14 protein-coding genes are annotated in these 21866 nt (G+C 55.4%); 9 read left to right on the top strand and 5 right to left on the bottom strand.

Annotated elements, in window-relative coordinates; translation table 11 throughout:
- Positions 1-135: 135 nt before the first annotated feature.
- A complete protein-coding gene (locus ATG98_RS09450; protein WP_098420817.1) occupies positions 136-2577 on the top strand; it encodes a xylulose 5-phosphate 3-epimerase in 2442 nt (813 codons plus the stop codon).
- Between the two features lie 101 nt (positions 2578-2678).
- Here the strand turns inward: ATG98_RS09450 and ATG98_RS09445 are convergent, their stop codons facing one another.
- The 5 genes from ATG98_RS09445 to cysZ all read right to left on the bottom strand — a co-directional run bounded on the left by ATG98_RS09445 (position 2679) and on the right by cysZ (position 9747).
- A complete protein-coding gene (locus tag ATG98_RS09445; protein ID WP_007348333.1) occupies positions 2679-2885 on the bottom strand; it encodes a cold-shock protein in 207 nt (68 codons plus the stop codon).
- A gap of 255 nt (positions 2886-3140) precedes the next feature.
- Entirely contained in the window at positions 3141-3521 is a 381-nt protein-coding gene (gene crcB, locus ATG98_RS09440; RefSeq protein ID WP_098420816.1) for a fluoride efflux transporter CrcB, read from the bottom strand.
- Positions 3522-3534: 13 nt separating this feature from the next.
- Positions 3535-6009: an acyl-CoA dehydrogenase gene (locus ATG98_RS09435; protein ID WP_218925925.1), complete on the bottom strand. Its 2475-nt coding sequence runs from the start codon at positions 6007-6009 to the stop codon at positions 3535-3537.
- Between the two features lie 102 nt (positions 6010-6111).
- Positions 6112-8973, bottom strand: a complete 2862-nt coding sequence (rapA, locus tag ATG98_RS09430; protein ID WP_098420814.1) for an RNA polymerase-associated protein RapA — start codon at positions 8971-8973, stop codon at positions 6112-6114.
- 24 nt (positions 8974-8997) lie between these two features.
- Positions 8998-9747 (bottom strand): sulfate transporter CysZ, encoded by a 750-nt coding sequence (gene cysZ, locus ATG98_RS09425; RefSeq protein ID WP_098420813.1) that lies wholly within the window; start codon positions 9745-9747, stop codon positions 8998-9000.
- Positions 9748-9835: 88 nt separating this feature from the next.
- On the opposite strand from cysZ, the gene ATG98_RS09420 reads away from it, so the two are divergent.
- From ATG98_RS09420 to cas3f, 8 genes are all read left to right on the top strand, one after another.
- On the top strand, positions 9836-10222 hold the full coding sequence (locus tag ATG98_RS09420; protein WP_228706072.1) for a VanZ family protein: 387 nt from the start codon (positions 9836-9838) through the stop codon (positions 10220-10222).
- A gap of 112 nt (positions 10223-10334) precedes the next feature.
- A complete protein-coding gene (gene mnmH, locus ATG98_RS09415) occupies positions 10335-11444 on the top strand; it encodes a tRNA 2-selenouridine(34) synthase MnmH (protein ID WP_098420811.1) in 1110 nt (369 codons plus the stop codon).
- A gap of 27 nt (positions 11445-11471) precedes the next feature.
- Positions 11472-12305 (top strand): mechanosensitive ion channel family protein, encoded by an 834-nt coding sequence (locus tag ATG98_RS09410; protein WP_098420810.1) that lies wholly within the window; start codon positions 11472-11474, stop codon positions 12303-12305.
- 87 nt (positions 12306-12392) lie between these two features.
- On the top strand, positions 12393-13628 hold the full coding sequence (locus ATG98_RS09405) for an FAD-dependent monooxygenase (RefSeq protein WP_098420809.1): 1236 nt from the start codon (positions 12393-12395) through the stop codon (positions 13626-13628).
- A 50-nt stretch (positions 13629-13678) separates the two neighbouring features.
- A complete protein-coding gene (locus ATG98_RS09400) occupies positions 13679-14044 on the top strand; it encodes a histidine triad nucleotide-binding protein (protein ID WP_098420808.1) in 366 nt (121 codons plus the stop codon).
- 277 nt (positions 14045-14321) lie between these two features.
- Positions 14322-17384, top strand: a complete 3063-nt coding sequence (locus ATG98_RS09395) for an EAL domain-containing protein (protein ID WP_098422742.1) — start codon at positions 14322-14324, stop codon at positions 17382-17384.
- A gap of 128 nt (positions 17385-17512) precedes the next feature.
- Entirely contained in the window at positions 17513-18490 is a 978-nt protein-coding gene (gene cas1f, locus ATG98_RS09390) for a type I-F CRISPR-associated endonuclease Cas1f (protein ID WP_098422740.1), read from the top strand.
- Positions 18487-21777, top strand: coding sequence for a type I-F CRISPR-associated helicase Cas3f (cas3f, locus tag ATG98_RS09385; RefSeq protein WP_098422738.1), 3291 nt, complete (start codon positions 18487-18489; stop codon positions 21775-21777). The genes cas1f and cas3f overlap by 4 nt, the downstream gene beginning before the upstream one ends.
- Positions 21778-21866: the final 89 nt, after the last annotated feature.

Here is a 21866-nt window from a genome sequence, read left to right as displayed (position 1 = left end):
CCGGTTCCACCGCAGCCGACACCAGATCTTACTCCGGTGTAATCTGTGCAGGCTACCAGGCTGACCTACATCAATAGCCCCCGAATCCGCCGCGCATATACTTCTGCCATACTTTGACATAAAAAAAAGGCTTCTATGTCTGCGCCCGACCTAAACAACGATTCTCTGACTGACACTCTAATTGACACTTCGATTGCCACTCTGACTGGCAACGCGCAAGACGCATACAACTACTGGCGCGCCGGCTATGGCGTTATCAGCCACGGTGACCTGCTGTGTTCAAGGGTTCTGCACTCAGCGCGGCAGTTGGTCCATCGCAAGCTACAGCCAAATCTGGAAACCGTATTCCATCACCTGGCCGCTCTCGACAGACTTGTCAGTGCAGGCATGTGGCAAGTCGTGCACATGACCTACACCAACCGGGTATGCTTGAACGGCAAGGCCCTGGCGGCGGATGACTTCAAACCCAAACCGGAAGGCCACACCGGCGGTGCGCTGAATATGGTGCCCGCTTACGCCGCCTACCTGACTACTAATAGCCTAACCGGAAAAACCCGCAGCTGGCTGATGGGCCAGGGCCACTGCGTGGCAGCTGTTGACGCCCTGAATGTTCTGACCGGCAACCTGCATCCGGAACAACAGCAGGCCTATGGCGGGGCCGATGGCCTGACACAGCTAGCCCGGGACTTTTACAGTTACCGCCAGAACCCCGATGGCAGCAACGTGGCGCCCCTGGGCAGCCACGTTAACCCTTACACCGCCGGCGGCATTATCGAAGGCGGCTATTTGGGCTTTGCCGAGCTGCAATACGCGCACATGCCCTTACCTGGCGAATCTCTGGTAGCGTTTTTGTCGGACGGTGCCGCTGAAGAGCAGCGCGGCAGCGACTGGATTCCGCGCTGGTGGCGCGCTGAAGACTGCGGCTTGATCATGCCCATCATGATTGCCAACGGCCGGCGCATTGAGCAGCGTACCGAACTGGGTACCCGCGAAGGCCTGGAGCGCTTTGAAGAACATCTGTCCGCCCGCGGCTTTGCACCCTTCCGCTTTGACGGTCGCGACCCTGCCGCATTTGTGTGCGCCATGCTGGATATGGAATGGGCGCTGGAAGAACAGGCCGAAGCCGTATTGAGTGGTCAGCAGAACTATCCCGCACGGATTCCCTACGGCATTGCCGAAACCGTCAAAGGCTTCGGTTTTTACGGCGCGGGCGAAAATGCTGCACATAATTTGCCGCTGCCGGGCAACCCACGGGTTGACGCACGCATACGCGAGCTGTTTCATCAACACACCGCGCCGCTGCACGTTGAGCTAGACGAACTGACCGCCGCACTGCGCACGCTGAACCGCCATCAGGATCAGAAACGGCCGCTGGAACGGGACCACCCTCTGGCCCTGCGCAATCCGCCGGAGCCGGTGATTCCAACGTTGGCGCCGGTACAGCAGGCGGCATCGCCGATGACTGCTATTAACGATTTCTTCTGTGCCCTGGTTGAGGCCAACCCGACATTAAGGCCCCGCGTGGGCAACCCGGACGAGCTTGCCAGCAATCGCCTGGAAGGCGTATTGCACCTGTTAAAACACCGGGTGAACGAACCGGAAAACGACAGCGAATCCGTTCTGGGCGGGGTTATTACCGTGCTGAATGAAGAGGCCGTGGTTTCTGCTTGCCTGGCCAACAAGGCCGGCCTCAACCTGGTGGCCAGTTACGAAGCCTTTTGCGTAAAAATGCTCGGAGCCATCCGCCAGGAACTGATATTCGCCCGTCATCAAGCCGCAGTAGGGCGCCCTGCGCGCTGGCTTGGCCTGCCCGTGGTAGCAACGTCCCACACCTGGGAAAACGGCAAGAACGAACAATCCCATCAAGACACAACCTTCTGTGAAAGCTTATTAGGGGAAATGAGTGATGTGTCCCGCGTGGTGTTCCCCGCTGACTACAACAGCACCCTGGCGCTGATGCCCGGCATTTATCGCAGCCGCGGTCGCATTACCTGCATGGTTGTGCCAAAGCGCGAGCGGCCGTGTGTGTTCAACACCGCCGAAGCGGCGCTGCTGGCGCGCCAGGGAGCGATTGTGATTGATGAAGACACTGGCGGGCGCGAGCCGGTTATGCTGATTGCGAATGGCGCCTACCAGCTGTCAGAAACCATCCGTGCGTGCGAACGGTTGCGCGACAGCGGTGCAGCCTTCCGCCTGGTGTACGTTCAGGAACCAGGGCGCCTGCGCCAGCCCCGCGACGCCCAGGAAGCCGCTGTGTGTATGAATGAACTGGAACGTGAACAGTTATTCCCGGGCCGACTGAGCCGCCGGGTCGCACTCACGCACATGCGCCCGGAAGTGTTCCGTGGCCATTTACACACGCTGTTTCCGGCACCGGCAACATCACGGGTGTTGGGTTACCGCAACCATGGCGGCACGCTGACCGAAGCCGGCATGCTGTTTACCAATGGCTGTTCCTGGGCCCACGCCCTGGCGGCTTGCGCCAGCGTAATGGCATTGCCACCCGGCGAGTGGTTATCCAGCGCGGAACTGGCGGCGGTAGAGGGCCGTGGTGACCCCGCGGTTATCACCCGCTAAGCGGCCATTGTTAAAATCTTATTCAGTACGGATAACACCCACAAAAAAAGGCAGCCTGGGCTGCCTTTTTTATAGCGGGTTACTTCTGAATCCAAGCGGGATTACAGAGGTACAACGTTTTCCGCTTGAGGACCTTTCTGGCCCTGGGTAACGGTGAACTCGACTTGCTGGCCTTCTGCCAGAGTCTTGAAACCGCCGCCCTGAATAGCGCTGTAGTGAACGAATACGTCGGGGCCGCCTTCACGAGTGATGAAACCAAATCCTTTTGCTTCGTTGAAGAACTTAACAGTACCGGTAGTAGTAGACATGCTCAAATATCCTGCAATCAATCAATTATTCACCCTGCTCAACCAAGATGGTTTGAGCCGGTGTTTACGGGAAACCAGAATCTGCGGAATCAATAAAAGGACGGTAACTGCTCATCACTGGGTCTAATACTAACCGCTGGAATACGTCTTATTAATGAAATGCTTCACTGAATATTTCCTTCAAGAATTACTCTACTCGGGAACTCAGGGCTTGCCAAGTGGATTTTGACAATTTTGCATAGGTAATGGTGCAGATCAAGTTTTGATCAATGCAACCGTATAAAAGCCAACAGCCGTCATCAGCAACGCACCGCAAACGTGGGCCAGAATACCCACCAGAGCCATGCCCCACTTTCCCTGCTGCAAGGCCGTGAGCATTTCCAACGAGAAAGTGGAGAAAGTCGTTAGCGCGCCACACAGGCCGGTTATGGCAAACAAGCGCCACTCCGGTGACAGGCTGGAACTGTGGCTGAACCAGGCCAGCAACAAACCCGCCAGCCAGCCACCGGCCATATTTGCCACCAACGTGCCCAGCGGCACATGGTGATGGCTGGCGTTCAGCCACAAAGCCAGTGCCCAGCGCACATTCGCGCCGAGCACCGCACCACCGCTAATGGCCAGAACCGACAACCACATACTCAATGCGCCATCAAGAAGGCTGCGCTTCTGAGGGGTTGTGATCAATCACCGACTTTTTATTGCGTGCGAATTCGTCAAAGGCGAAGTCGTCCACCGTCAGCATTTCCAGCACTTTTGCTTCGTAATCACGCATAAAGATTGCATCTTCGTCGCTGAACACGCCCGCGTCCAAAGCGGCTTCAAAACGTTGCTCCGGGTGCAAAGCGATGATCGGCAATTCGCCCTTGCTGTAAGCCTTGTTGGCTTTGCGATAGAGCTTTTCAGCTTTGGCGTTGTCTTTCAGAAGGTTGTTGTAACTGGCTACGGGGTTATAGGCAACGGTGTCGACGCCGTTTTCACTGTCACCCACCCACAGGCTGGACAACAGTTTTTTCCTCAGTGGCGAATCCGTTGAAATGGCCTGCGCCACGGTGTGAGTCAGAGCGTCATTCGGGCCAGTCCAGCGTCGGCCGATGGGCAAGGTAATCACCCGCAGTGCGCCGGCCACCAACCGATTCGGCAGGTTATCAAGGAATTCCACCAGCGCCGTTTCCGTACGCGCCAGCAGCATGTCCAGACTGTAGGCCATGAGTGCCTGCTCGCCGTCCACCGGCTGGGTTTCGTGCCACTGTTTGAGAACCATAGAAGCCAAATACAGATTCGACAGCATGTCACCCAAACGCGCAGAGGTCAGTTCGCGCATTTTTAGCTCACTGCCCAGGGTGGTCATAGCCGCGTCGGAACACAGCCCGAAAGCGGCGCTGAAGCGGGCCACAGACTGGGCGTATTTACGCGCACCGTGATCAAACGGCACGTCTGCGCGACCAATGCCCAAGGCTTGGGTAAAGGCTCGGGCAGCGTTACCAAACACCAGCCCGGCGTGACCGAAAAATGCTTCGTCAAAGGCATCGATGTCGTCGTTGTCTTTCGCCGCCAGCTCTTTTAACACGTACGGATGGCAGCGAATGGCGCCCTGGCCAAAGATCATCAGGCTGCGGGTCATTATGTTAGCGCCCTCAACGGTAATAGACACTGCCGAACTACTGAACGAAATACCCATGTAATTGCGTGGGCCAAGGGTGACCGTTTTGCCGCCGTGAACGTCCATCGCATCGCTGAGAATGTCGCGCTGATACTCGGTCAGGTGGTACTTCAGAATCGCCGACGGCACCGCCGGTTTCTGGCCTTGGTCAATCATGTTGGCGGTATGGTTAACCGCCGCTTGGGCAATGTACGTTTTGGCAGCAATCCGCGCCAGCGGCTGCTGTACGCCTTCCATTTCCGCCACTGGCGTATTGAACTGGCGCCTTATCCGGGTAAAGCCACCGGCCGTGGCCACCGCGAAGGCAGCCCCACCGGCAGCGCCAGACGGCAACGTAATGCAGCGGCCCACCGACAAACATTCCACCAGCATGCGCCAGCCCTCGCCGGCCATTTTTTCACCACCGATCAGGTAGTCCAGCGGAATGAACATGTCTTTGCCAATAATCGGGCCGTTCAGAAACGGGCTTCCTATCGGGCAGTGGCGACGGCCGATTTCCATGCCGTCGGTATCACGGGGAATCAGTGCGCAGGTAATGCCGCGGTCTTCAACGTCGCTCAGCAAGCCATCGGGGTCGAACATGCGGAAGGCCAGGCCCACCACCGTGGCGATTGGTGCAAGGGTAATCCAGCGTTTCTCAAAATTCAGACGCAAACCAATGACTTCTTTGCCGTCAACTTCCTGCTTACACACAATACCGGTATCCGGTAACGAAGTGGCGTCGGAACCTGCGCGCGGGCCGGTCAGGCCAAAACAGGGTATTTCGCGGCCGTCAGCCAGGCGCGGCAAATAATATTCTTTTTGCTCATCGGTGCCGTATTTTATAAGCAGCTCGCCAGGCCCAAGGGAATTGGGCACGCCAACCGTTACCATCAGCATTTCGTTAACGGCCAGGCGCTGCAGCACGGCGGTCTGAGCTTTCGCGGAGAATCCCAGACCACCGTATTTTTCAGGGATAATCATACCGAAGAACTTTTCGCGCTTGAGAAAGTCCCACAGCTCTTCCGGCAGGTCGGCACGCTCTACCGCTACATCCCAGGCATTGCACATGGCCAGCGCCTGGTTGCACTGGTTATCCACAAACGTCTGTTCTTTGTCGGTCAGGCCGGTGTTGCGGTTTATCAACAGACTGTGCCAGTCAGGTTTGCCGGTAAACAATTCGCCGTCCCAACCTACTGTGCCCGCTTCCAGCGCTACCTTTTCCGTTTCAGATACTTTCGGGGCTACTTTCTTGAACAGGGCAAAGGCTTTGGGCGTTAACCAGCTGCGGCGAAAGCCTGGTAAGCCGGCGGCGGCCGTAATGCCGGCACCAACAAACAGAAGCAATGCCAGCCCGAACGATGCAAACAGCAACGACAAAAGGCCTACGCCCACCATAACACCCACCGCAGCTTTCGCTCCGGCTTCCTGGCGCATCACGACCAGCAAGCCCGCTATCGCCACTATAAACAGTATGAACGTCATCATTAATTCCCCTGTTGTGCCTGGTTTGAACAGCTGATCTTCATCACTTTACGTTACCTGATTGCTTAATATCTGGCCAGCTAAGCCCGTCGTGTTACAGCATCAGGCGGTTACAATCACCCGGATGCCCTCCAACGCCAGTGTGGCGTGCCCTATTGCTTCGCGGGCAGCTGCCAGCTGGGCGCGGAAATACTCGATTTCCTCATTACGAATCGCCGGATTCACCGCCTGCAAGGCTTCCAGGCGGCGTATTTCCGGGCCGAACATTGCATCTACCTGCGCCAGTGCTTTTTGTTGCAGCGGTTGTAGGTGCGGCTCAGCCAGGCGCTGGGAATGGTCCACCATGGTTTCAACCTGGGCGCGAATTTGCGGCACAATCGCCTGTGCTGTGCGCCGGCGAATATTAGAACACATGTCGTTCAGGCGGTCATGGGGCAGGGCTTTCGACAGGTCTTTGCCGGTCACATCCACCAGCAAGCGCAGCGGCGACACCGGCAGGTAACGGGTCAACTGAAGAGCGTCTGGCGCAGGGCAATGCACAGTGAACAGGGCTTCCATCAGCAGGGTGCCGGCGGGCAAAGCCTTCACCGACATGGTGGCCAACGCAGCTTTACCCAGTCCGGAACTGGTCACTGACTCCATAATGCCGGTCACCATCGGGTGCTCCCAGCTCATGAACGCCAGGTCTTCGCGTTCCAGCGCGCGGTCCCGTTCCCAGGTGACGGTTATGCCGTCTTCGGGCAAGCCGGCCACGTGCCCGGCCTGGTACTGCTCGCCCGGGCGCAGCACGTCCGAATGTTCGGAATGGTCTTCTACATCCACACCCAGAATGTCGAAGGCTTCCATCATATAGTCGCGCACGGCCGCAGCTGATTCTTCGGTTTCAATGGCATCAATCAATTGTTGCGCCGGCTCGTTGCGGCAGGAGTTCAGCTCAATCAGCGCATCGCGGCCATTCTGCAGCAGGGTTTTCAGGCGCGCAGTTTCCGCTGCTGAAGCGCTCACCAGGGCTTCCAGAGCGGCTTCGTCGCCCGCCAGCGACTGCTGCCAGGCCTCGGCTACCGACTCCTGCACGGCCACACCCACACTGCAACTTTCTGCAAAGGCGTTCAGACCACGCTGGAACCATTGGTACTGCACTTCCTGACTGGTGCCTTCCAGATACGGGATATGAATATCAATGGCGCTGGTTTGGCCAATACGGTCAAGGCGGCCAATGCGCTGTTCCAACAGGTCCGGGTTGGCCGGCAGGTCAAACAGCACCAAATGATGGGCAAACTGGAAGTTACGGCCTTCACTGCCAATCTCGGAGCAAATCAGCGCTTGGGCACCCTGCTCGGAGTCTGCAAAATAAGCGGCGGCGCGGTCGCGCTCTATCAGGCTTAAATGTTCGTGGAACGCTGCGCTGCGAATACCGGCGCGCAGCTGAAGAAAATGCTCCAGGGCCATAGCCGTGCTGGCGTGGGCGCAAATCACCACCACTTTGGCTGGGCGCAAACCCGCCAGTGTTTTTTGCAACCAGGCTACCCGCGGATCTTCCGCCAGCCACTGCTCTTCGTCGGGTTCGCTGCGTTCGGGGGTCAGGCCGTCAATGCCGCGGGTAAAGCCGCTGTAGAGTTCGGGGCACGGCAGTGGCACCGGGTGTGGGAGACGCTCGGGAAAGCCCTGGATAGCAGCGCGAGTATTACGGAACAACACCCGGCCGGTGCCGTGGCGATCCAGCAGGGCGTCAATAATCGCCTGATGGGGGTCGCTCTCTGTCAGCAGCTGGGGCAATTGCGAACCCAGCCACTGCTCTAGAATTTGCTGGTCGCCGCTTGCGATGGTGTGTTCAGACTGCAATCGGCGAACCACGGCGTTGACCGCTTCATACTGGCTTTCCTGTTCGCGGAACGCCTGTAAGTCGTGGAACCGCGCCGGATCCAGCAGGCGCAAACGCGCAAAATGGCTGGCCAGCCCCACCTGTTCTGGCGTTGCGGTCAGCAGCAGCAGGCCCTGGCTCGCCGCCGCCAGGTTTTCAATTGTTTGATATTCCGCACTAACATGGCTTTCACTCCAGGCCAGGTGGTGCGCTTCATCAACAATCAGCAGGTCCCAGCCGGCCGCTATGGCGTCGTTTCGGGCTTGTTCAGTGGCGGTCAGAAAACTCTGGCTACACAACACCAACTGCTCACTTTCAAATGGGTTTTCCCGACCTTCTTCGCCAAATATATGGCTCATCAGAGCATCCACGTCGCTCTGCTGTTCTTTGATGGCGTCATAACGGCCTTGATCAACAATGGAGAAGCGCAGGTTGAAGCGCCGCAGCATTTCAACCAGCCATTGGTGTATCAACGAATCTGGCACTACGATCAAGGCCCGCCGGGCGCGGCCCGTGTGCAGCTGATAGTGCAGAATCAAACCAGCCTCAATGGTTTTGCCCAGGCCTACTTCGTCGGCCAACAGTACCCGCGGGGCAAAACGCCGGGCCACTTCGCCGGCAATATAGAGCTGATGGGGCAAATGCTGGGTGCGAGCACCAATCAGGCCCTCGGCCGGCGAGGCCCGCAGACGGTCAAGGTGGTTCAACGTGGAAAAACGGAGCCGAAAGGCACCGTTACGGTCAAACTGGCCGGCGAACAGGCGCTGATGGGGGGCCGAGAAGTTCACCGTTCCGCTGAGCTTCACCTCAGAAACCGTCTGGATGTTTTCGCCATCATCGGCGTGGTAAACCAGCAAACCGGCCATGTCTTCCACCGCGCGCACGATGTAGCTTCCGCCATCAAAGGTTTCAATGGTTTCACCAAGCTGATAAATAATGCGCGACAAGGGCGCGTTGTCGGTGGCGTAGGTACGCTCTTCGTCAGCCGCCGGAAAACCCAGGGTCACCCTGCGTCCGGAAATATCTGTAACTATGCCCAAGCCCAGGGCTGTATCGCTGTGACTAACCCAGCGCTGACCAATGACAAAATCCGACGTTTCCAAGCAACCTCCAAATCCAAATCTCAATCAAAGACGTGCGGAACCTTGTTCACGCACCCATAACGCCGTGGCACCGCACACCGCTGCCGGCACCACAAACAAGTTCAATACTGGCACCATGGCTGCCAGTGCGACCGGCAGTCCAAAACCCAAGGCCGACAATCGGCGCTCGGCCAGCATCTGTTTTAGCACCGGAAAGCTGGTCTTGTGATTATCTGCCGGGTAGTCCACATACTGCAGCGCCATCATCCAGCTATTGAACACAAACCAGAGCACCACCGCCACCAGATTCACCACCGGAATCAGCCCCAGAATGAGCAGGCCCAAGGCACGGGGCAGGTAATAGCCGATTTTCTGCAACTCGCGCCACAGTGAGCGCGGAATGTCTTTAACAATACCCGCCCAGCCTTCATCTTCGCCTATTGGCTGACCGGTCAGGTGCTGCTCACAGCGCTCCGCCAGGTAACCGTAAAACGGGGCCCCAATCAGGTTGGCCACAATCACAAAACCGTAAGCCAGCACCAACACAATAACAGCGCCGTAAAGCAACCAGAACAGCCAGTCCAGCGCTTGCAGCCAAGCCCAGTCTGGCAACCAGCCCATAGCAGTCGCAATCAGACCGGAAAATAATTCACCCAGATAAAAAAACAGCAGGCTGAACAGCAGAATGTTAATCAGCAGGGGGATAATCACAAAAAGGCGAAGACCGGGTTGCCAAATAAGGCCAAAACCCTCGCCCAGATATCCCAATCCGCGAAAAAAGTTACCATTGAGCATGGCGCAAAAACCTTGGTTACAGTGACATTGACGGGCTGCAAAGCATATCATGATGCGCTCTTTGCCACAGCCGGAACAAACAATCGATATGCTTTTAGCAACCACGAAACAACGGCTTGCACAATTACTCCGTTTACGCGCCCTGTGGCGATTTGCGCTACTGGCGTCTATTGCCGCTATTCTGTTTCTGGCCACGACCGCAGGCCCGCTACCAGTGCCCTCTGCGCCCAGCGACAAGGTCAATCACCTGATTGCCTTTCTGGAGCTTACGTTGTTGATGCGTTTGGGCTGGCCGCAGCTGAAACCGCTCTACTTCGTCCCGCTGTTGCTGGGCTTCGGCATGCTGATAGAAATTGTGCAAGCCACCTTGCCCTACCGCGACTTTTCAATGGCTGACGTGGCCGCTGACGCCGCCGGCATCGCTGCCGGGATGCTGATTTGGCCTTGGCTGCAAAAATTCAGCGCGAAGCACTGACCTTTACGAGCCGACTTTTTAATAAGGACGGCTCTTTTTTGTGCCCGCCCCAACACAACCGCGTTAACTGCTCTATACTCAGCGACCAATCTGGCCAGTTTGTTCTTCCTTTATGACCCGCAAACAAGATACCAACGACTACCTTTCTCTATTTCTGAACAACACACCGCTGCTAGACGTGCGCGCGCCTGTTGAATTCGACAAAGGCCATCTTCCCGGTGCTATTAACGCACCGCTGATGAACGACGACGAGCGCCACCTTGTCGGAATTTGTTACAAAGAGCAGGGCCAAAGCAAAGCCATCGAGCTGGGCCACCAGTTGGTGCAGGGCGACATCAAGGCTCAGCGCCTTGAGGCCTGGAAACACTTTTGCACCCAGCATCCAGACGGCTACCTGTATTGTTTCCGCGGCGGCCTGCGCTCACATCTTTCACGCCAGTGGATTGCCCAAGCGGGCATTGATTATCCGCTGGTGGAAGGCGGCTATAAAGCCATGCGCCGGTTCCTGATCGATCAGCTGGAACAGCAGATTGCCAGCGAGACGTTTTACATCCTCAGCGGCCGCACCGGCACTGGCAAAACCCGCGTATTGCACACCCTGCCCAACCCGGTGGATCTCGAAGGCCTGGCCAACCACCGCGGCTCCAGCTTTGGCCGACAGGTAACGCCACAGCCCACGCAAATCAACTTCGAAAACCAGCTTGCAGTCGCCATGCTGCACGCCAGGCATCATCACGGCGGCCCCATTTATCTGGAAGACGAAAGCCGTCTTGTGGGGCATTGCGCGCTGCCCGTCAGCCTGCGGGAGCGCATGGCTGCGGCACCGTTGGCCGTACTGGACCGACCAATGGCCGAGCGCATTGATATTATTCGCCAAGACTATGTCGAAAATATGCTGGCCGACTACACGAACCTGAATGGCGAAAATGCCGGCTGGCTAAATTTCTGCGACTACCTTTTAAGCGCGCTCGATCGCATTCGTAAGCGCCTTGGCGGCGAACGCCATCAGCAACTGCGCAGCATGATGGAGTCCGCGCTGGCCCAACAGGCAGAGAACGGCGCCAGCGACGGCCATAACGCCTGGATACAAAGCCTGCTAGAGCATTACTACGACCCAATGTACGATTACCAGCTAGGCCGCAAACCCGGCACAGTGATTATGCATGGCGGTCCGGACGCCATCGCACAGTGGGCCAAGCACGCCCACCCGCGTATTTCATAAAACAAAAATGTTCACAAGGAGTTAGCTATGGAAGATTTGTTCGGCGCCAACGGCCGCGCCACAGAACTGGTAGACCAGGCCATCACACTGGTCATGGCCTACGCACCCAAAGTGGTACTGGCCATTATCACCCTGATTGTGGGTATGTGGCTGATTAACCGGTTTGTTCGCTTACTGGATAGCAAACTTGGCAAAAAAGACCCTACGCTGAATACCTTTCTGTGCGGCCTGTTATCCGCCATTCTGAAAATTCTGCTGCTGATTTCCGTGGCATCCATGGTGGGCATTGCCACCACGTCCTTTATTGCCATTATTGGTGCGGCCGGCTTGGCCATTGGCCTGGCACTGCAAGGCAGCCTGGGCAATTTCGCCGGCGGCGTGCTGATTCTGATCTTCAAGCCATTCAAAGTGGGCGATGTCATCGAAGCCCAGGGCTACCTGGGTTCGGTGGTGGAAATCTCTATTCTGTACACCATCGTTAATACCTTTGATAACCGCCGCATTATTATTCCCAACGGCGACCTGTCCAACTCCAGCCTGACCAACCTCAGCGCCTACCCTACCCGCCGCTGCGACATGAGCTTTGGCATTGGCTACGGTGACGACATTGATAAGGCCAAAGCCACCATCAAGCGCCTGATTGAAGAAGACGAACGCTCTCTGAAAGACCCGGAACCGATGATTGTGGTAGGCGGCCTGGGCGACAGCTCTGTTGACCTGACCGTGCGCGTCTGGACCAAATCCGCAGACCTGTGGCCGTTTTACTGGGACATGCAGGAACGCGTCAAGAAGGCGTTCGACGCCGAAGGCATCAGTATTCCCTTCCCCCAGCGTGATATGCACATGTATAAAGCCGATTGAGGCTGCGTACAAAAAAACAACATCCACTCCACGGCTTGCCTGTTTGTTGCCATCGCGTAAACTGATAACAACAAACAGGAATCCGATATGACTCAAGCATTTGATATTGCGGTTGTCGGCGCCGGCATGGTGGGTGCAGCCCTTGCGACAGGCCTGGGCCGCAACGGTTTTCGCGTGGCGCTGATTGACTTTGCTGACGCCCCCGAATTTGTGCCAGCCAGCACGCCCGATATTCGCGTGTCAGCGCTCAGCGCCGGCAGTGAACGCTACTTGCAGAGCCTTCAGGCATGGGACAATATTCTGGCCATGCGCGCCACGCCCTATCGCCGCCTGGCGGTATGGGACCAGTCTTCACACCCGCTTACCCGCCTGCTGCCAAAGCCCTTGGCACGAGTGGAATTCAACGCCGATAAACTGGGCGCCAGCCACCTTGGCCACATTGTGGAAAACAGCGTTACTCAGGCGGCTCTTTGGCAGGCCGCAAGTACTCAGAAAAACATCACGTTAATGCCGGGCGTTGCAGTTACAAACCTCACCCAGAACCCTGATCACGCGCAGCTGGATCTGGATAACGACACCGCCATTACCGCAACCCTGGTGGTAGGTGCCGACGGTGCCCAATCCCGGGTGCGCGATCTGGCCGGCATTGGGGTCACCCGCAGCCAATACGACCAACAAGCCATGGTGATGTCTGTTCGTTACCGCGGCGCGGTGGAAGACATCACCTGGCAGGGCTTTTTACCCTCTGGCCCGCGGGCCTTTTTGCCGTTGCACACAGCCGGCGAAGAATTTCCCGGTGAAAGCTGGGGCTCGCTGGTGTGGTACGACGCCCCCGCCCGGCTGGCACAACTCAAAGCTATGTCCACCGAGCAACTGATGGCCGAAATTCAACGGGAATTTCCCGAACCGCTGCCAGAGCTGATGCATATAGACACCCGCGCCAGTTTCCCCATTGCCCGCCAGCACGCCAAACACTATTACCAGGGCCGCGTGGTATTGGCCGGCGATGCGGCCCACACCATCAACCCCTTGGCCGGCCAAGGCGTGAACCTGGGTTTTCAAGACGCTCAATGCCTGCAACAACTATTGATTGTTGCCCGTAACAACGGCACCGACCTGGCCGACCCCGCCTTACTGGGCCAATATGAACACCAGCGCCGACCGGCTAACCGCCGCATGATGCTGGCTATGGATGCCTTTTATCACCTGTTCAGCAACCGCGTTCCGCCCCTGCACCTGCTGCGCAATCTGGGCCTGGGCGCCGCGCAGGCACTGCCTTTCGCCCGCAACCGCGTCGCCCGTTACGCCATGGGACTGGACTGAACCTTACTTTTTAACTCACTTTCTACCTCATTTTTAACAAGGAGCCTGTTATGTCAGAAACTATTTTTACCAAAATCATCAACCGGGAAATTCCCGCTGACATCGTTTACGAAGACGATACTACCCTAGCGTTTCGCGACATTAACCCGCAAGCGCCCGTGCACCTGCTGATTATTCCGAAAAGGCACATTGCGACGATTAACGACATCACCGAAGACGATCGGGAACTGGTGGGCAATCTGTATTACGTGGCCGCCAAACTGGCCAAAGAAATGGGCTTCGCCGAAGACGGCTACCGCACAGTCATGAACTGTGGCGAAAGCGCCGGCCAAACCGTATTCCACATTCACCTGCATCTGCTGGCTGGTAAACCTATGGGATGGCCGCCTTACTCTGACAAAATGAAGCAGGGGTAGAGCAAGCACTGTTTGAGCAAATCAAAAGCGGCGCCTGCAACGGGCGCCGCTTTTTGCAGTTGTTCAACGTTCATTTACGGAGTTTTTTTGAACAGAGATGCGAAAGGGTTTTTCATGCTGGGGTTCTCTGGATAGTTGGCAGAAAGCAAAACCACTGCTTACTACTGTTTACTCACATCTTTTGATTTTGAGTTGCTATAACTCGCTCAGCGTTTACTTTTCTGGGTGCTTGGATTTGTCGCCAAACGCCAAAAATAACGACTAATGAGCAGTTTGAATGAAAAAGCAAGAAAACAGGACGAGATCGAGCTCTGCCGCGCCTTATCGTCTTCCCATTGCGTTGTATATTTTTGCGTTGCTCGGCCTCGTGGTTTCCGCTGGTTACGTCGCTCAAAACACCTACAAGCAGGCTAAAGAGACTGCAATAGGTCGCTCTGTCGCTCGCGCTGATCTGGCGGCTGAACTGGTTGCAAACAGGCTGTTTTCTACCGGGTACGGCCTGCGGGCTCTCGCCGGATTTGTTCAGCTCCTTGTTCACCAGCCAAACACCTCAGCCGAAACCCGCCTTGAGAACATAGAATCGTATCTGGATCAGAAGGTTTCCAGCCTGGGATTCATAGACAAACTGTTCGTCGCAGATCCGGCTAGCAATTTTTTCTACCCTTCAATAGGCAAGAGCGTCACCAAAACTCCTGACTGGCCCTTTATTGCAAGCTACCTGTCTGGCAACCCTAGCCGTGAAGTCGTAACACCGCTGTATACAGACCCAGAAACCGGTGATCTGTGGATTTGGATTTGGATGTTGAGCCAGTTGCATTCCGACACCGGCAATATCAGCGCTGTGATTGTGGCGCGTCAATCGCCTGAAATGCTCTCCGAATCTTTTGCCAGATTATCCTTGTCCGATGGCCAAAGCATCGCCATTATTGACGAATCGATGAAACTGGTCGCCCGTATTCCAACTGCTCTCAAAGATACGTCTAGTCTGGGAAAGGTCGTCAACCGTCTGGAAATTCGTCGTTTTATTGACAGTGATTCCAGCAGCTATCAGGCGGTTTTCGAGTCATACATTGACGGTGAGAAAAGGTTTTACGCTTTCAAGCGTGTGCCGGGTGCGCCCTACATTGTTGTCGTTGGCGAGAAAGCGTCAGTGGCGTTACAAGATTGGTACCAGAGTCTTTGGGTTGGGGCCACCGGCATTTTACTGGTTGCGATCATTGGCCTGTTCTTTCTGAGGCAGTTCTTCCGAAGACTGTCCGTTGAGAATGCGCTATTGCACGAAAACCGGGAACGAAGGCTTTTACAGCAAAGCGCACAAACCAATGAAAGCCGATTGCAGGCCCTTGTGAGCTCTATTCCAGATCTGATCTTCGTGTTCGATGAACAGGGAAGGTTCACCTTTGTGCATGCGCAGGACAAAAGCCAGCTACTGATGCCTGCGGAAAAACTGCCGGGCCTGCATTACAGCAAGGTGCTACCGCCCGAGCTTGCTGCCCAGCTTGACCAGTTAAAGGTAGACGTTGGAAAAACCGAGAAGACCCTCGACTTTGAATACCAGTTGTTTTTTGAAGGCGGAGCGCGCGATTTCGCAGCTCGGGTGAGTGCGCTGCGAGACATAACGGGCGAGTCCGGCGGTTACATGGCTGTGGTGCGTGATGTAACTGAGAGCAAGTTTCAACAGGCTGAACTGCGTATTGCTTCTACTGCGTTCGAGACCCATTTGGGCATTATGATAACCGATGAACGTGGAGTGATACTAAGAACCAACAAAGCGTTTTCACGCATAACCGGTTACACCGAACATGACGTGGTGGGACAGAACCCGCGCATGCTTCAATCCGGGTTGCAAGACCTTGAGTTTTACCAGCATCTCTGGGGCCGGGTGCGGAAAGAAGGCTCTTGGGAGGGTGAAATATGGAACCTTCGGAAAAATGGAGAGGAGTTCGCGGAATGGCTGACCATCACCGCCGTTTACGGACAGTCAGGCATCGTTCAGAACTACGTAGGAACGTTTCACGACATTACCCAGCGCAAAGAAGCCGAACAGAAAGCGCATCAGCTGGCCTTCTACGACCCACTGACAGGGCTCGCAAATAAGGCGCTGCTCGATGAAAGGATCTCCGGGGTCCGCAAAAACCCTATCCGGCAGAATGCCCACGCTGCCCTTTTGTATGTTGATGTCGAACAGCTACGCGCGGTTAATGATTCCAGGGGATACGGGTTTGGCGACCTGGTCCTGAAAGCCCTGGCCGGGCAGCTGGCTGGCGTGGTTCGTGAAAGTGATACCCTTGCGCGCATCGGGGGGGACGAATTTGCCATCCTGTTGTCCAGCCGGCACGCCTCTCAGGAAGTGGCAGCGCGTTCTGCAGAGAGTGTTGCGGAAAAAATCCTTAGCGCCTTTACCTTCCCGATTAAGGTTCTGGAGCAGACAATCCAGGTCAGTGTCAGTATCGGCATTATCCTGATTGACGGGCACACCGCAGCTCCTGACGAACAACTTCAGAAAGCCGAGCAGGCAACCCAGCAGGCAAAAGAACGGGCGAAGCTTCGGGGTGAAAAGCGCATCTCATTCTTCGATTCTGAAATACAGGCCAAGGTTGTTCAGCACGTTCTTATGGAAGAGGAATTGCGGAACGCCCTGGCAGAGGAGCAACTGGTGCTCTATTACCAGCCCCAGATCCGCAACCCGGATCAGCTGGTCGGTTACGAAGTGCTCTTGCGCTGGCGTCACCCGAAACGGGGCATAGTATCCCCGGGCGTTTTCATCCCGATCGCCGAACAGAGCCGGCTTATTCTGCCTATCGGCCGATGGATTATCGAACAAGCGTGTGAAAAGCTGGCGGCCTGGCAGTCAGAGCCCGCCCGCTCTGAGCTCAGTCTTGCGGTTAACGTCAGCGTCGTTCAGTTTCAGAGTGATAACTTCGTAGACCATGTAGGCCGGATTCTTGAGAAAACAGGTGCACCACCGCACCTGCTCAAACTTGAAGTAACCGAAAGCCTGCTAATGGATGACCCCGAGCGAATCACCGGAATGATGAAGCGCCTTCGTTCCATGGGCGTTCGTTTTTCATTGGATGACTTCGGCACAGGTTATTCTTCGATGAGCTATCTCAACCAGTTGCCGCTGGATCAAATCAAAATAGATCAGTCATTTATCAATGAGTTAACAACCAACCTGGCAAGCTCCACCATTGTGGAATCTATAATCGGACTTGCCAAGGGGCTGAATCTGGAAGTCATTGCCGAAGGGGTAGAAACGGAAGAGCAGAGAAACTGGCTGGCTAATCATGGGTGCAAGAATTTTCAGGGATACTTGTTTGGCCGCCCGGAAGAGATTTGAATGCTGGGGGCTTATTGTGTGGCTTGCGCGTTAAGGCACAACGACTGGACTTGATAACGATCTGAAGCCACAGTGAATATATTATCGACAGAGCGCTAAATTTAGCCGTCCGTTTACAAGGTGTCTTCATGGATGATTTCTCGCCCAGCGATCTAAAAACCATTTTACATTCCAAACGAGCCAACATTTACTATCTGGAACATTGTCGCTTACTTGTGAACGGCGGAAGGGTCGAGTATGTGACCGACGAAGGCAAACGCTCACTGTATTGGAACATCCCCATCGCGAACACCACAACAGTGCTGCTGGGGACGGGTACATCTGTCACCCAAGCGGCGATGCGGGAACTGGCAAAAGCCGGGGTTCTTGTGGGTTTTTCCGGCGGCGGCGGCACACCGCTATTCAGCGCCAACGAAGTTGATATTGAAGTAGCCTGGTTCTCCCCTCAAAGTGAATACCGTCCAACGGAATACCTTCAGGGCTGGGTCAGTTTCTGGTTTGACGACGAAAAACGCTTAGCGGCGGCCAAGCACATTCAGCGGGCGCGGCTGGGTATGATTCAAAAGCTATGGCTTGGCAGCCGCCAACTCAAAGACAACGGCTTTGAGATCAATTCTGACCAACTCAATGGACTTGTGGAGCGCAGCCTCGAGCGCATAGAGCACGCCCCGGATGTGATGAACCTACTCACGGAAGAGGCCAGATTAACGAAACAGCTTTTCAAGCTGGCCGTAAACGCCCTTAGTTATGGCGAGTTCACACGATCCAAACGCGGCACCGGCGCCGACCCCGCCAACCGCTTCCTGGATCACGGCAACTACCTTGCCTACGGTCTAGGCGCTACCGCTACTTGGGTGCTGGGCATACCCCATGGCTTGGCGGTATTGCACGGCAAAACCAGGCGCGGTGGTCTGGTTTTCGACGCGGCAGACCTTGTGAAAGACGCAGTCATTCTGCCACAAGCCTTTATTTCTGCCTCACGTGGCGACGAAGAACAGGAATTTCGGCGCAGTTGCATTGAAGCCCTCACCCGCACCGGTTCTCTCGACTTTATGATTGATACCCTCAAGGATATCGCCGTGACACTCGGGAGCGCGAAGTCATGAACGTGCTGCTAATTTCCCAATGCAGTAAAAACGCGCTAACCGAAACCCGAAAGATACTGGATCAGTTTGCCGAGCGTCGGGGCGATCGAACTTGGCAAACCCCCATCACTATGGAAGGCCTGATTACACTTCGCAAGCTGCTGAAAAAGAGTGCCCGCAAAAACACCGCCGTGGCCTGCCATTGGATTCGGGGCAAAGATCACAGTGAATTGATGTGGATTGTCGGCAACATCGGACAGTTCAACGAAGAAGGAGCGGTGCCAACCAATAGCACAAGCCGCAATATTCTAAGGCAAGACGATGAAAACCAGTGGCATACGGCAGAAGCCATATCACTGCTGGCGGGCATTGCAGGATTGTTCCACGATTTCGGCAAAGCCAACGCATTATTTCAGGGAAAACTAAAGCCGTCTTACACAGGCAAAGGCAGCGAACCCATTCGCCACGAGTGGATCAGCCTACGGCTATTTGAAGCGTTTGTAGGCGAACTCAGTGACCCGCAATGGCTGGAGCAACTGGAAACCGTTACGCCTGATCTGGAAAAAAGCGTATTGGCCCGGCTGGTCGAAGACGAACCGGCACATTTCAGTAACCCGTTTTCAAAATGGACAGAGCGCCCCATTGCACGCGTTGCGGCTTGGCTGATTATGACTCATCACCGCTTGCCTGAGTTTCCTCACAAGGTCGATGGCGCAAGTTCCCAGCCTCATACTGAGCGCATCGACAGTTGGCTGGAAGGCAAAACGCTCAACGCAGGCTGGAACTCGCCGCAAATCTTTTTCACCGACTGGGAAGCGAAACACTGGGCCGGCATCCGCAAATTCCCACACGGCACCCCTCTTTCAAGCCGCACCTGGTGCCAGAAAGCACAAAGTCTGGGTAAACGTGCACTCAAACATCAAAAATTGCAGGAACACGACTGGATGGCTGACCGCTTTACCAGCCATCTCGCACGCCTGGTGCTGATGCTGGCTGACCATTGCTACTCCGCCGCCCCGCCGGTCGTGCAATGGCAAGACAAGCGCTATAAAGCTTACGCCAATACCGACAGGGAAACCCGCCAACTGAAGCAGAGGCTCGACGAGCACAACATTGGCGTTGGCCATAACGCAGTGTTGATGGCAAAACGATTACCCAGTCTGCGAAAGCAACTGCCAGCTATTACGCGCCTGAAAGCCCTAAAAAAACGCGTAACGATCTCGCGATTTCGCTGGCAAGACAAAGCTTACGATCTTTCGCGAAGCGTATCTGAGCGCTCTCGTCAGCAGGGCTTTTTTGGTATCAACATGGCCTCAACCGGATGCGGTAAAACCTTTGCTAACGCTCGCATCATGTATGGGCTCGCCAACGAACGTGAAGGTTGCCGCTTTAACGTCGCTCTGGGCTTGAGAACACTTACCCTACAAACCGGCGATGCTTTTAAGGAACGCTTGCATCTGGACTCTGGAGATATGGCGGTCCTGATTGGGTCGCAGGCCGTAAGAAAACTTCACGAACAGCGAGCGGAAGCAGATTTAGAAAGCACGACAGCATCAGAGCGCACCGGCAGTGAATCAGCGGACGATTTGATCGACGGCAATCACCACTTGCGTTATGAGGGCACTCTGGACGACGGTCTTTTGAGTGAGTGGCTAAAGCGCAGCCCCCGCCTGCATCAACTTATAAGCGCGCCGGTTCTGGTCAGCACCATTGATTACCTGATGCCCGCAACCGAGGGTACCCGCGGCGGTAAACAGATTGCGCCTATGTTGCGATTGCTGACTTCAGACCTGGTTTTGGACGAGCCCGATGACTTTGGGCTGGAAGATTTGCCAGCCTTGTGCCGGCTGGTGAACTGGGCCGGCCTATTGGGCAGTCGGGTTTTATTGTCATCCGCAACATTACCGCCAGCATTGGTTACCGCGCTGTTTGACGCCTATGCCGCCGGCAGACAAACATTCAACAACGCCTGCGGTGAACCAGGAAAGCAACCTGCGGTAATCTGCGCCTGGTTTGATGAATTTGGCTCGGTTATTTCCGATCACCCATCAGCTGACACCTTTGGTACTGCACATCAACAATTTGTGGAGCAGCGCATAAAACAGTTGAAAAAAGAGCAGGCGCCACTCAGATACGCCCAGTTGTTGCCCGTCAGTGCTGAAAAAATCGACAGTGAAACGATTGTGACCGCACTGGCAGAAACACTTCATTCCCATATTTTCACACTGCACGATGCCCATAATACAAAGGCCGCCCAGGGCGATGTGGCCGTTTCTGTTGGGCTGATCCGCATGGCTAACATCAACCCTATGGTTGCGTTGGCAAAGGCGCTGGCCAGCAAACCGGCACCCGAGGGGTATCAGCTGCACTTGTGTGTTTACCACAGCCAATACCCGTTGATTGTAAGGTCGCATATTGAACGCGAGCTGGATGCCGTTTTAAACCGAAACGATGAAAATGCCATTTGGCATCAACCGATGATTTCAAGCGCAATGGCGAAAGCCCCAGATTGCCAACATGTTTTTCTAGTGCTGGGTACACCCGTTACGGAAGTAGGGCGAGACCACGACTACGACTGGGCGATCGCCGAGCCCAGCTCCATGCGCTCGCTAATTCAGTTAGCAGGACGTATTCAGCGCCATCGGCGACGATCACCCAAAAGCCCCAACCTGCTGATCATGAATAGAAACGTTCGCGGCATGAAAGGGGCTGATATCAGCTTTCAAAAACCAGGGTTTGAGTCAAAAAATTTTCCGCTAGCCAGTCATTGTCTGGATGACATCCTACAGCCCGAACAGTACGTCCACATCAACGCCATACCACGTATTCAGGCCAACGCCGAGTTAGATGCCAAGCATAGTCTGGTGGACTTGGAGCACACACAGCTGAACGCCCGTCTTTTTGGGCACAGGCTTCAGCCTATTCACAGCGCACTTTGGTGGCAGCACAATCCAACCTGGTGCGCCGAACTGCAAAGACGCACACGCTTTAGAGCCTCCGAATCGCAGCAATGCTATGCGCTTTGTATGGAGGATGAAGGTGATGAGCCTGAGTTTCACGAAGTGCTTCAAGATGGCTCCACTGTTCAACAGACCAACCATTTTGAAAAAATGACGATTGAATTCGCGGATGGTGTTTCCCCATGGATCGTTATCAATCCACAAAATCTCATTGAAAGCATGGCAGAGCGCAAAGAAATGGACATCAAATACTGCTCACTGCGATACGGAGAAGTGCGACTGCGAAAGCTTGAACCACCTGCTCGTTGGCACTACAACGACTTCCTGGGAGTGTTCGGCACGCCTTAAAGGCGTGCCGGTGCTGCTTTTCAGCAGTAGATTTGCAGAATATAGCTTCATATTTCTGAGCTGCCTTGCAGCAGTTTCCAGCCTTAGAT

Origin of the sequence: Marinobacter sp. LV10R520-4 (genome assembly GCF_002563815.1) — a bacterium.
Taxonomy (GTDB): domain Bacteria; phylum Pseudomonadota; class Gammaproteobacteria; order Pseudomonadales; family Oleiphilaceae; genus Marinobacter.
Note: the sequence above shows the minus strand (reverse complement) of the source record. Positions and strands in the feature narration are given on the sequence as shown.